We start from the raw sequence: 11,880 nt of genomic DNA, 5'->3' as shown, positions 1-11,880 counted from the left end.
GGTCTGGATCTGAGGGTTGTACATCTCCGCTTGATTGGTCTGAGGCCATAAACTGGTTCAAAACCAAGTGAAGTCGAGATGAAAAAACAAATGTTCTGAAATCCCGGGCTTGAGATCATGCCAGTTTTGTCCCCAGTGTTTTAGCGAAGTCAAAGCATGAGGTCAGACGTGGCAGACTATCAGGTGACCGTGGCGCCCAATGGCGCCCGTCGACAAAAATGCGACCATCCAGAGCTGCCGATCACGCTGCCGGAACTGGCACAAACCGCAGCGGCCTGTCAGGCGGCAGGGGCCAGCACGTTGCACCTGCATGTGCGCGACGATGCGGGCGGACATTCCCTGGACCCAGGGCGCTACCGCGCGGCCATGGCGGCTGTGGCAGATGCGGCGCCCAAAATGGCGATTCAGATCACCACCGAAAGCGCCGGGATCTATACGCCAGAGGCGCAGCTGGCCTGTTTGGCAGCGCTGCGCCCTGCGGCGGCCTCGATCGCAGTGCGGGAAATGGCAAGGGCGCCCGAGATCGCGATGCGCGCCTATGGGCTTTGTGCCGAGGCGGGCACCCAGGTTCAGCATATCCTGTATTCACCGGGCTGCATTGCCCAGCTCAAATCCTGGTATGCTGCTGGCGTCGTCCCTGTGGCGATGCGGGATGTGATCTTTGTGCTCGGGCAATATGCACCTGCGACACCGGCCCGGACCGATGGGCTGACAGATTTTGTGGCGGCGGCTCGGGCGCTGGATCTCAACTGGAGCCTCTGTGCCTTTGGCCGAGAAGAGCGGGCCTGCCTGCTGGCGGCGATCCAGGCGGGCGGCAATGTTCGCGTTGGATTTGAGAACAACCTGGAAACCCCGGCGGGGACAATGCTGAAAGACAATGCGACTTCGGTCGCGGCGCTGGTTCAGGCCGCGTCAGAAGCTGGACATAAGCTGAAAAGGAATTGAATCATGAGCCATGTTTTTCCACGTCATACCAAGGCCAATCTGCCCACTGCTGTTGGGGGGGAGGGGTGCTATCTGATTGATTCAACTGGCAAGCGCTACTTTGACGGATCGGGCGGGGCGGCGGTGTCATGCCTGGGCCACTCGGACGCGGCGGTGATCCGCGCGGTGCAAGAACAGGTGGGAAAGCTAGCCTTTGCCCATACCGGATTTATGACGTCAGAACCGGCAGAGGCACTGGCGGATCTGCTGATTGCGCAGGCCCCGGAGGGGCTGGATCGGGTCTATTTTGTCTCTGGCGGATCCGAGGCCACAGAGGCGGCAATCAAGTTGACGCGCCAGTACCATCTTGAACGCGGGGAACCGGAGCGTCGCCATCTGATTGCGCGGCGGCAAAGCTATCATGGCAACACTCTGGGGGCTTTGGCCGCCGGGGGCAACGCCTGGCGGCGACAGCAGTTTGATCCGCTGTTGATTGGGGTGTCGCATATCGCGCCCTGCTATGAATATGCCGACCGGGCCGAGGGCGAGAGCACCTTTGACTACGGGCAGCGGGTCGCCAATGAGCTGGAGGCGGAAATCCTGCGTCTGGGTCCAGAAACAGTCATGGGATTTATCGCCGAACCGGTTGTCGGAGCCACGTCTGGCGCGGTGACTGCGGTGCCAGGCTATTTCAAACGGATCCGCGAAATCTGCGACAGATACGGCGTCTTGCTGATCCTGGATGAGGTCATGTGTGGCATGGGCCGCACTGGCCATATGTTTGCCTGCGATGCGGATGGGGTGTCGCCTGATATCCTGTGTATCGCCAAAGGCTTGGGCGCGGGATACCAGCCCATAGGTGCGATGCTGTGCAGCGCTGACATCTATGCAGCTATTGCGGCGGGGAGTGGGTTTTTTCAACATGGCCATACCTATGTTGGCCATCCGGTCGCAACCGCCGCCGGGCTTGCCGTGGTGACGGAGATGCTCAACCGGGATCTGATTTCAACCTGCCGCGACAGGGGCGCGCAGTTGCAGTCGGCATTGGTTGACCGGTTTGCGGACCATCCGCATGTGGGGGACATTCGCGGACGTGGCTTGTTTCGCGGCGTTGAATTGGTGGCGGATCGCGCAACAAAAGCGCCTTTTGATCCGGGCAAAACCCTTGCCGCCAAGGTAAAAAGCGCCGCCTTTGAGGCTGGGTTGATCTGCTATCCGATGGCTGGAACCCGCGACGGACGTCTGGGGGACCACATCCTGCTGGCGCCGCCCTTTATCATGACGGAATCCCAGATTGGCGAAGTGGTGGACAAGCTGGATCAGGCTGTCACCCTCGCCTTGCAGGGGATCTAGGCCCTTGGGGCCTAGATCGGGATTTTGAGGTGGGTTAGGTCAGATCAAAGCGATCTGCGTTCATCACCTTGACCCAAGCCGCAGCAAAGTCCTGCACAAACCGCGCCTTGGCGTCGTCCTGGGCGTAGGTCTCTGCGATGGCGCGCAGCTGCGAATTGGAGCCAAAGACCAGATCAACGCGGCTTGCGGTCCATTTTGCGGCGCCGCTGGCACGGTCGGTCCCGGCGTAGCTGCCATCTTCCTGCGGTGCCCACTGGGTCGCCATATCGAGCAGATTGACAAAGAAGTCGGTGCTTAGGCTGCCAGGGGTGCTGGTGAAGACACCCATTGGAGATCCGCCGTGGTTCGCGCCCAAGACCCGCAAGCCACCGATCAGAACCGTCATTTCCGGCGCTGTCAGGGTCAACAGCTGGGCCTTGTCCAGCAACATCTCTTCGGGGGAGATGCTATATTGTTTCTTCTGGTAGTTGCGGAAGCCGTCGGCCTCTGGTTCCAGAACGGCAAAGCTGTCGACATCAGTCTGCTCTTGGGTGGCATCGGTGCGACCCGGAGCAAAGGGGACCTCAACTTCCTGACCGGCGGCACGTGCTGCCTGTTCCACAGCGGCTGAACCAGCCAGAACAATCAGATCCGCCATTGAGATCTGCCGCTCCCGCACTGTGGCGTTGAAGGTGTCGCGGACCGTTTCAAGCGTACTGAGGACGCGCGCCAGCTGCTCGGGCTGGTTCACCTGCCAGTCTTTCTGCGGGCTCAGCTGGATACGGGCGCCATTGGCGCCGCCGCGTTTGTCGGAGCCCCGGAAGGTGGAGGCCGAGGCCCAGGCGGTGGAAACCAACTCTGCAACCGAGAGCCCAGAGGCCAGAACTTCGGCTTTAAGCGCAGCGACATCCGCGTCATTGACCAGCGCGTGATCAACGGCTGGCACGCAGTCCTGCCAGATCAGCTCTTCCGCCGGGACGTCATCCCCCAGGTACAGCGACCGTGGCCCCATATCGCGGTGGGTGAGTTTGAACCAGGCGCGGGCAAAGGCATCGGCCAGCTCTTCGGGGTTCTCGTGGAAGCGTTTGGAGATTGGCCCGTAGATCGGATCCATCCGCATCGCCATGTCAGCAGTGGTCATCATGGTCTTGACCTTCTTGCTGGGGTCATGGGCCGCCGGGGCCATGTCCTCTTCGCGGACATTGACCGGCTCCCAGATCCAGGCGCCAGAGGGCGATTTGGTCAGGTTCCAGTCATAGCCAAACAGCAGGTCAAAATAGCCGTTGTCCCATTGGGTTGGGTTGGCTGTCCAGGCGCCTTCAATACCACTGGTGGTGGTGTCATCACCTTTGCCGCTGCCATGGCTGTTGATCCAACCCAGGCCCATGGTTTCAATCGGGGCGGCCTCCGGCTCGGGGCCAACCAAAGCCGGATCCCCGGCACCATGCGCCTTGCCAAAGGTATGGCCGCCGGCCACCAGCGCGACGGTTTCCTCGTCGTTCATCGACATGCGGGCAAAGGTCTCGCGGATGTCCCGTCCCGAGGCCAGGGCATCGGGCTGCCCATCGGGGCCTTCGGGGTTCACATAGATCAGGCCCATCTGCACCGCAGCCAGTGGGTTTTCGAGATCGCGCTCGCCGGAATAGCGGCTGTTCGGTGTGGAACTGTCAGCCAGCCATTCGTCCTCGCGGCCCCAATAGACGTCCTCTTCTGGTTCCCAGACATCGGCACGGCCACCGGCAAAGCCAAAGGTCTTGCCGCCCATGCTTTCAATGGCGCAATTGCCCGCCAGGATCATCAGGTCCGCCCAGCTGATCTGGTTGCCGTATTTCTGCTTGATTGGCCACAGCAGACGGCGCGCCTTGTCGAGGTTGCCATTGTCGGGCCAGCTGTTGAGCGGTGCAAACCGCTGCTGCCCAGTGCCGCTGCCACCGCGCCCATCCGCGGTGCGATAGGTGCCCGCGCTGTGCCAGGCCATGCGGATGAACAAGCCGCCATAATGGCCATAATCGGCAGGCCACCAGTCCTGACTGTCGGTCATCAGCGCCACGAGATCCCGTTTCAGAGCCTTAAGGTCCAGCGATTTGAAGGCTTCTGCATAGTCAAAATCGGCTGCCATCGGGTCGGATTTTTCTGAGTTCTGATGCAGAATTTTCAGGTTAAGCTGGTTGGGCCACCAGTCCTTGTTTGACCTAACACCGGTTGAGGCGCTTTGGGCGCCACCGTGCATTACCGGGCATCCACCTGTTTTGGGGGCGTCGTTTCCGTCCATTTTGATCTCCGATCTGGCTTGCTTTTGTGGGCGTGCAAAAGAGCGAGGAGGCAGATTCTGCCTGCTCCTCTGAAGGTATGAGGACAGGGTAACAAGGTATTGCCATAAAGAGAAATTGAACTTTTGTATTATTGCGATAGGGAGAGATTATCATTGAATTCCAGCCAGGATCCACCTGTAGTGATCCGAGGCCTGCATGAAAGAAAAGGGCAGCGCGGCCTCGATCGAGGGGCGATCGCTCCCCTTTTGTACGATAGCCCGGGATGGAAAAACTGGCGGTTCTTTAGTGGGGAAATCAGGGCTGCGGACGCAGGGTGTCGATGCGTTCGCAGATCTGCATATATGTAGTTGCACCCCTAAAATCAGAGGCCAGAACGTGTCGCAGACCGATGCCGTCAAACCGTGCTGACCCATTGATAAGGCGAGAAAAGAAGGCGTAGATATTGCGCTCATCTGCAGCTGAGATCCGTTGCGTCAGGGTCTCTTCGGGCAAGACACCCCTGAAATTGGGGTCGTAGTCCAGCAAGGCCGGGCATAGCCGGTTTTGCCAGATTTCATGCCCAATCACACTGCGCGGCGACGCGGGCTCGCGGTGGGGCAACACTGGCACGTGATCGTTTGGTAAAATGCGCACCATGGCGACAACCTGGGCGGCAGAAGTGGTTGTTTCGGTGCGATCTGGGCGGGGCAGATTCTGGGGCTGAGAGAGCGAGACATCTGCCCAATGTCGCGGATGCGGCCAAAGCGGGGAGGGCAGTGCCTCATCACTGTGATAGGACAGGTCGGCGCAGGTTTTTTGACGATGGGTAAGCACCGCGCTCTGCCCATTTTGGGCTAAAAGATCCTCATAGCTGGCCAGCCGGAGCTCCAGCTTGTTGAGGATTGGGCCCATCTCGCAGGCAATGACGCCCTGTCCGGTGCGGCTTGCACCATTGGGGGATGCGCTTTGCCTGCCAATTTGTAAGGCGACGGCATCGCCTGAGGCTGCGGAGATCCAGGCGGCTCCACTGTCGCCAGCGCAGGATACCTTGCCGTCTGAAACAGGGATATCGCCTTCATAGACTAGGTTCAGCCCTTCAATATCGCGGTATTCCAACGTGCCTTGCCGTGTTTTATACTGCAGACGATACAACCCTCTGCCATCGACACGCGCCTGGCCATTGTTCGCGGCACGCGAGGTCTTGTTCAGGATTTCACCCAGACTGGCGGATCTGACCTGGCTGATGCTCTCAAAGCCGCCAAACTGCAGCGGTAGCCAGGGCTGGTCTGGCAGCAGCTCAGCCAGAGCGGCATCGCCGCTGCGGTCCAGCATCCAACGTTTCAGATTGGCTATGTGATTGCGAGGGTCAAATTCGTCGTCACGCTCCGCCAGTTGCATGATCGGATCATTGTGGCGCGCCCATGGTCCGGCCAGAACATGCCAGTTTGACAGAATGCCGGGTTTGCCGGTGGTTTTGTCAATCACCACCAGGCCAATTGTACCTGCGCCTTCTCCGGATCTGCCGCAGGGCAGGCCACCCATGGTATAGGGCTGCCGTGTGCTGGCCCGCCGCGCGGCACCAGGCTCCAGTGAGGGCTGATAGGAGGCTTCGATGACATCCAGTGCGACGCCATCCACATGGGTTGGCAGCACCTGCGAGGGCAGCAGGGCGTCTAGAGGCAGTTTACGCAGGACATGCATGCGCAGACAGATATCTTCGGTCCGTTGTCCCCGCCGCCAGCGGTACCCAATGTCCACTCCGCGAAAATTGGAGCGATGGCCGAAGGTCTGATAGGCCTTTTCAAGGGTGTGATCCAAATTCACAGGAAAAGTGGTCTTGCGGTTTGTTTCAGCTCTGTGCAGCTCAGCCATGTTTCTCTCCCGGTTTCAAAAATCTGGTGGTTTTTGAAACATCGTAAAAACCGGCTGTGAAGGCAGCGTGATATTGCAGTCAGGAGGAGGGCGGATCATCCATGATGGGCCTGTGTGCGGCATTTTACCAGCAGATCATACAGATTATGGGCGAGCTGTTTGAAAGGAAGCACTTGGAAAGAGAGTTCTTTGGGGGCAAGGTGACGCTAATCCGTCCCAGAAGAGTGTGAGAGACATGTTTGATTTGACCACTGTGACCGCCGAACAATTTTCCGAACTGCAGGAGCAGGAGTTTGTGGTCACTTCCACAGAGGCGCCTGTCACCTTGAAATTGATCGAAGTGACCAAACTCGGGGCGGGTGAGCGTGACGGCGGGGCCTTCTCACTGCTGTGGCAAGGTCCACAGTCACCGATTTTGACCCAAGAAATACACAGGCTGTCCCATCCAAAAACGGGGGATCAGGACGTGTTTCTGGTGCCTGTGGCGCAAAAAGAGGCCGGGTTTCAATATGAGGCGGTCTTTACCTGATCGTCGGCTGTGGCGGGCACATCACCACCAGCAGGTGGCGTCCAGAACAATAGATCATAGACGCCTTTTTCCTCGATTGTGACAAAGCCAAGCCGATGATAGAGCGCCATCGCTGGGTTGGCTTTTTCGACATGGATGCCAATGCCGCGTGATCCATCGGCGGCCGCATCTGTTTGCAAATCCTGTAACAAGGCAGCGCCGATTCCCTGGCCACGTGCCCCTGGCATCAGCGCAATGTCGATAATCCGATGCTCTTTGGGCCAACGCTCAAGGTAAAGACGTCCAATTGGGCTGCCCTTTTGCTCGATCATCAGCCATAGCGCATCTGGATAATGCTTTTGGTAGTGGCTGTGCTGGGCCTCGAACTGCATCTGGCAAAAGGCCTGCTTTTCAGCCTCGCCCCAGCTGACCTGCGCCAGCTCTGCCTCACGTGTCGACCGATAGAGCCGCGACAGAAATCCCATGTCCTGGTCAGTGATCTGTCGAAAACCTATGTGGTGTTGCGCTGCATGATGAAGCAGGGGCAGGTGGGTCATATACAGGCCTTTGCTGTTGCGAGGGGGCGGCCCGGGCAGGTCTGGCAACAGGCCCGGGTTTGAAATCTACCAGTGTTGAGAGCCCGGTTCTGACAGGCCGGTTTTAACAGCCCGGTTCTGAAGGGCCAGTTTTGACGGGCAAACTTTAACAGGAAAGACGGGGCCGACGTGGCCCCACCGTTGTGACAAAGTCATAGTTGGGCAGCAGATTAACTGCGAGAGGGATAAAGTCCCTGCAGTGCGATGATGAAGTTCATCACCAAAAAGGGCTGTATATTGTTATGTGCCTGATTTCCGCCTGTACTCTCGACGGACTGGCTGGCCATATCCGTCAGCCCCGACGGGTTGACACTGTAAAGCCGGTCCAGGAAGCCGTTTTTTGAAATCGAGGCCGAGGGGTTAGGGGCCGTACCCGCAGTCCCTGCACCACTGCGCGCACGCGCTGTGTGTGAATGGTTCGGTATCTGTGCCTCTGTCAGGGTAACCGTTTCGACCCCTGTTTTTTCTCCTAGGCGTCGGGAGGTCAGGCCCGGACCCCGACCGGGGTGCATCGGCGCGCGCCCTTCAAGATTGGGAAGCGCTGTGGTTGTACGCCCATCACCGCCATAAGTTGTTCCAATAAGCGAGAAGAGTGCTGTATTTTGTGAAATTGGAAGCAATTGGCCGTTGCAAAAAGCCCAGCTGCGAGGTGCAAAGTTACCGGCAAAAATGCGGATCTCTGCAATAAAAGGTTCTGACATCTGACAAACTCCTAATGACGGCTTGGATAAACGCCAAAGAGCGCAATTATAAAATGAATACAAATTGCTGGCATAAGGTTTGTATGGCTGCGGGACCCACCCGTATGGGTAACCATGTCGTTCGCCATACTGGTGTCCTGTGTTTCATTGGCGAGATAGGCAACGCCGACATCCGCAGCAAGGACCTGCCCTTCGGGGGACGAGCTCGTTGCCGTCTGGGTAGTGGCGATAAAGTTATGCGGGTGGCTTGCCAATTGGTTTACCGTTAAGGTCTCTTTCTCCGCCCCGCCTTTGGAACCAAGCCGTCGCTCGCTGAGGCCAGGACCATGCCCAGCGTGAATTGGGAGACGACCACGTACATCGGGCAGGCCAAATGTGGTGCGACCATCTCCGCCATAGATCGTTCCCAAAAGGGAGAACAGGGCGTCATTTTGTGAAACAGCGAGCAATTGCCCGTCACAAAAAGCCCACCCGCGAGGTGCGAAATTACCTGCAAACATACGAATTTCGCCAACAAAAGGCTCTGACATTCATTGACCTCCGAGGTCTAATTGCGTGAAGGGAACAGCCCCTGCAGGGCGATGCAGAAATTGAGCGTGATATAGGGCTGCATGTTATTATGTGCCTGACTGCCCCCGGCATTGGTAAGCGTGCCGCTGCGCAAAGGTGTCGCGCTGGGAGCTGCGAAATCCCGATAAACAAAATCGGGCTGCACCTCTTGGGCAAAAACAGCCCCTGTGGGGTTGTCAGTGCTGGCAGGGCTCTGTGCGGCTTTGATGCCATGGTTATGCGCCGGCATTTCTGTCACGGTCAGGGTATGGGTTTCCTGCCCGCTTTTCTGTCCCAACGAATGGCCATCCCCTACATGCATGGGGGTACGCCCCCGCAGCTCTGGCAGCGCAAAGGTTGTGCGGCCATCACCGCCATAAGTTGTTCCCAATAATGAATAAAGGGATTGATTCTGATTGATAGGGAGTATCTGGCCGTCAAGAAACGCCCAGCCACGTGGTGCAAAATTAAATCCTACCATTCGAACTTCAGCAAGAAAGGGTTCTGACACGGAATCCTCCAATTTTCCAACTTGGGATGAACCTATAGTTCAACGCCGAATGTGCGCATGTCGGCAACATGTTCAATCGATTAGCGAGCCGATAATGCAACCCCCTTTAGAAACGCTTGCATTTTTGGTCAAATTGCGCAATCCAAAATTGTAAAAAATCATTGCCGTTGACCTAGGGAGGATGTGGGGAAAGAGCTATTCTAATGCTATTTCGCTGCAGCAAATCAAAATTTATGAGATATTTGTCAAAATTGCGCCTCAAGGCCCTTTCTGCCTTCGCTGTGTTTCCTCTGGTTGCGTTGGTGCTTGTATTGGCGCTGCCCAAACCTGCGCATGCGGGGTTTTCAGACTGCCCGGAAATTTCGACCGTCGGGCACACATTGGCTTTGAACCTGACCGATGGCGAATGTTTCAACGCTGACCTTGGTTTGGGTCCAAACTCTGACGGCTCCGAAGACTACGTAATCATTCAGATGGCGAACTCTGCGGGATCTACAAATTTTCAAATTGCTGACAACGGAGCAGATGCGCGCACGGTATCCTATGTTGTAAATGGCGTAACCATCAATAGTGGTAACCCAAACTACACCACAAACTGTTCCGCTGGCTGCTCTGCATCCGGCACCCATAGCGGCGCTCCCTTTAGTTTTACCTATACCGATACGGGTCTATCAGGCGATACTGGCGCCACAGTCGGCCCCCCCTCGGCCTTCAGCTCCCCTTCGGGCGGCGGGCAAAGCGCCACGATCTCAACGGCTTTTGCCTCGGTCCTGACGGCAACGGTGGTCGATGCCGGCAGTAACCCGGTTTCTGGTGTTTCGGTTACCTTCACGGCGCCCGGCTCCGGCGCCAGCGGCACCTTTTCTGGTGGCGGTGCGTCAGAAACGGTCACCACAGATGGGTCAGGTGTTGCCACCTCTACCACTTTTACCGCCAATACTGTGGCGGGGGGCTATAACGTAGTTGCCTCCAGTGCGGGTATTTCCAATCAGAGCTTTGCCCTGACCAATACGGCAGGGGCGGCCACGACACTGGCGGTCTCCAGCGGTGACAGCCAGAGCACGGCGATCTCGACCTCCTTTGGCACCGCGCTGGTGGCGCTGGTGACGGATGCCGGGGGCAATCCGGTGTCCGGCGTGACGGTGAACTTCAGCGCACCGGGCTCTGGCGCCTCGGCCAGCCTGTCGGCGGGCTCGGCGGTGAGCGATGTCTCTGGCCTGGCCTCGGTGACGGCGACGGCCAATGCAGTGGCGGGGGGCTATAATGTGACCGCTGCCAGCATCGGTCTGACCTCGGTCACCTTTGGGCTGACCAATTTGGATGTTGTTGCACCTACTGTCACGCTATCAACAAGTGCTGTGTCCGTTGGGCCTGGTGAAACCTTTGACGTTACCGCGACATTCTCTGAAACGGTCACCGGGTTTGCCCTGCTTGATGTTCTCGTCAATCATGGCTCGGCGGTTGCGCTTTCTGGGAGCGGGGCTGTCTACACCATCACGATCCAGCCCACGGGAAGCGGTGATGTCAGCGTTTCGATTGCAGCGGGAGTGGCTCAGGATATCTCGGGCAATGGCAACCTCGCATCCGGAACGATTTCCGTTCAAAACTCGACAGTTGAAGAAACCAGCCAGCTCATTGGTCAGTTCATGAACACCCGGGCAACCCAGTTGATTAACAATCAGCCCGATTTGACGGGGTTCTTGTCCGGGAATGGATCGGGGCAGGGTAAGGGGCAGTTTAACCTGGCGGTGACCCGCGGGCAGGGGACCTTTGACATCTCGACGCGACCAGGGTCGCGGGTCTGGACCCGGTTGCAGGGGGCCATAAGCCATGAGGGGACCAGCGACAGCGCCTATGTCTTTGGCGCTATTGGCAGTCACTTTGCGGTCAACAAGAACCTGTTGCTTGGGGCGATGTTGCAGCTTGATTACCTGGATCAGGACGATGGCGCAGCCAGTATCAAGGGCAAGGGCTGGTTGATCGGCCCCTATTTTGTCACCAAATTCCCTGATCAAAATCTCTTTGTTGAAGGGCGGCTTTTGTATGGGCAAAGCTCAAACGATGTCTCTCCGTTTGGAACCTATACCGACAAGGTCGATACCGAGCGTTTTCTCGCTATGTTGAAGGTTTCAGGGTCGATGCTCTATGGCAAAACCACCCTGATCCCAAAGGCGCAACTCACCTATACGACTGACGATCAGAAGGCCTACCGCGATAGTCTGGGTAATCTTATCCCGGACTTGGGCGTGGCCTGGGGGCAGGTTGAACTGGGGCTTGATTTTGAAACACCACTTGAGACCCGACGCGGCAATGGAGCCTTGCTGTTGTTTGGTGGGATCAGCGCAATTGGCAGCCATGTGAAAAACTCCGGCAATGCGGTCACCGTCTCTTCCAATCTGGAGGGCGGGCGTGCCCGGGCCGAATTGGGGCTGAGCTACCAATTTGCGGATCAGGGCGTGTTTCAGGTCGAGACCTTTTACGATGGCATCGGCATGAGCGGCTATGAGAGCTACGGGCTACAGGTCGGGCTTGATCTGAAATTCTAGGCTAACGCCTTGCAGCCCCCAAGAGCGCGGCCCCAGGGGTCGCGCTCTTCCTATTTGGGCGCCGAATAAGGCCGGAAAAGACCAGGCTA

The 11,880-nt window shown here is 57.7% G+C and carries 10 protein-coding genes; 4 read left to right on the top strand and 6 right to left on the bottom strand.

Annotated features, from left to right (window positions below; all coding sequences use genetic code 11):
* Positions 1-156: 156 nt before the first annotated feature.
* Both ARCT_RS0120555 and ARCT_RS0120550 read left to right on the top strand, forming a co-directional pair.
* On the top strand, positions 157-945 hold the full coding sequence (locus ARCT_RS0120555; RefSeq protein ID WP_051360916.1) for a BKACE family enzyme: 789 nt from the start codon (positions 157-159) through the stop codon (positions 943-945).
* 3 nt (positions 946-948) lie between these two features.
* Positions 949-2,277, top strand: a complete 1,329-nt coding sequence (locus ARCT_RS0120550; RefSeq protein ID WP_027241755.1) for an aspartate aminotransferase family protein — start codon at positions 949-951, stop codon at positions 2,275-2,277.
* Positions 2,278-2,311: 34 nt separating this feature from the next.
* Here the strand turns inward: ARCT_RS0120550 and katG are convergent, their stop codons facing one another.
* Together katG and ARCT_RS0120540 are read right to left on the bottom strand one after the other, a co-directional pair.
* The gene (katG, locus tag ARCT_RS0120545; RefSeq protein ID WP_027241754.1) at positions 2,312-4,528 is read right to left on the bottom strand and encodes a catalase/peroxidase HPI; all 2,217 of its coding nucleotides are present in this window, start codon (positions 4,526-4,528) and stop codon (positions 2,312-2,314) included.
* A gap of 295 nt (positions 4,529-4,823) precedes the next feature.
* Positions 4,824-6,380 carry a hypothetical protein gene (locus ARCT_RS0120540; RefSeq protein ID WP_027241753.1) on the bottom strand — a complete coding sequence of 519 codons (1,557 nt, stop codon included), beginning with the start codon at positions 6,378-6,380 and terminating at the stop codon, positions 4,824-4,826.
* Between the two features lie 235 nt (positions 6,381-6,615).
* Between ARCT_RS0120540 and ARCT_RS0120530 the strand changes: the two genes are divergently transcribed.
* The gene (locus ARCT_RS0120530; protein ID WP_027241752.1) at positions 6,616-6,909 is read left to right on the top strand and encodes a DUF6916 family protein; all 294 of its coding nucleotides are present in this window, start codon (positions 6,616-6,618) and stop codon (positions 6,907-6,909) included.
* On the opposite strand, the gene ARCT_RS0120525 is transcribed toward ARCT_RS0120530, so the two are convergent.
* The 4 genes from ARCT_RS0120525 to ARCT_RS0120510 form a co-directional block, all read right to left on the bottom strand.
* Positions 6,885-7,373 carry a GNAT family N-acetyltransferase gene (locus ARCT_RS0120525; protein ID WP_240476352.1) on the bottom strand — a complete coding sequence of 163 codons (489 nt, stop codon included), beginning with the start codon at positions 7,371-7,373 and terminating at the stop codon, positions 6,885-6,887. The genes ARCT_RS0120530 and ARCT_RS0120525 overlap by 25 nt on opposite strands.
* 281 nt (positions 7,374-7,654) lie before the next feature.
* A complete protein-coding gene (locus tag ARCT_RS0120520; RefSeq protein WP_027241750.1) occupies positions 7,655-8,185 on the bottom strand; it encodes a phage tail protein in 531 nt (176 codons plus the stop codon).
* Between the two features lie 11 nt (positions 8,186-8,196).
* Positions 8,197-8,715 (bottom strand): phage tail protein, encoded by a 519-nt coding sequence (locus ARCT_RS0120515; RefSeq protein WP_027241749.1) that lies wholly within the window; start codon positions 8,713-8,715, stop codon positions 8,197-8,199.
* A 17-nt stretch (positions 8,716-8,732) separates the two neighbouring features.
* A complete protein-coding gene (locus ARCT_RS0120510) occupies positions 8,733-9,245 on the bottom strand; it encodes a phage tail protein (protein ID WP_027241748.1) in 513 nt (170 codons plus the stop codon).
* 281 nt (positions 9,246-9,526) lie between these two features.
* On the opposite strand from ARCT_RS0120510, the gene ARCT_RS0120505 reads away from it, so the two are divergent.
* On the top strand, positions 9,527-11,791 hold the full coding sequence (locus ARCT_RS0120505) for an Ig-like domain-containing protein (protein WP_161631341.1): 2,265 nt from the start codon (positions 9,527-9,529) through the stop codon (positions 11,789-11,791).
* Positions 11,792-11,880: the final 89 nt, after the last annotated feature.

Source organism: Pseudophaeobacter arcticus DSM 23566 (assembly GCF_000473205.1).
Lineage (GTDB): Bacteria > Pseudomonadota > Alphaproteobacteria > Rhodobacterales > Rhodobacteraceae > Pseudophaeobacter > Pseudophaeobacter arcticus.
Note: the sequence above shows the minus strand (reverse complement) of the source record. Positions and strands in the feature narration are given on the sequence as shown.

Excerpts from the sequence above, each read along its gene's own strand:
- katG (WP_027241754.1), bottom strand. The coding sequence starts at position 4,528 with ATGGACGGAAACGACGCCCCCAAAACAGGTGGATGCCCGGTAATGCAC.
- ARCT_RS0120555 (WP_051360916.1), top strand. The coding sequence starts at position 157 with ATGAGGTCAGACGTGGCAGACTATCAGGTGACCGTGGCGCCCAATGGC.
- ARCT_RS0120550 (WP_027241755.1), top strand. The coding sequence starts at position 949 with ATGAGCCATGTTTTTCCACGTCATACCAAGGCCAATCTGCCCACTGCT.
- ARCT_RS0120520 (WP_027241750.1), bottom strand. The coding sequence starts at position 8,185 with ATGTCAGAACCTTTTATTGCAGAGATCCGCATTTTTGCCGGTAACTTT.
- ARCT_RS0120540 (WP_027241753.1), bottom strand. The coding sequence starts at position 6,380 with ATGGCTGAGCTGCACAGAGCTGAAACAAACCGCAAGACCACTTTTCCT.
- ARCT_RS0120515 (WP_027241749.1), bottom strand. The coding sequence starts at position 8,715 with ATGTCAGAGCCTTTTGTTGGCGAAATTCGTATGTTTGCAGGTAATTTC.
- ARCT_RS0120525 (WP_240476352.1), bottom strand. The coding sequence starts at position 7,373 with ATGGGATTTCTGTCGCGGCTCTATCGGTCGACACGTGAGGCAGAGCTG.
- ARCT_RS0120530 (WP_027241752.1), top strand. The coding sequence starts at position 6,616 with ATGTTTGATTTGACCACTGTGACCGCCGAACAATTTTCCGAACTGCAG.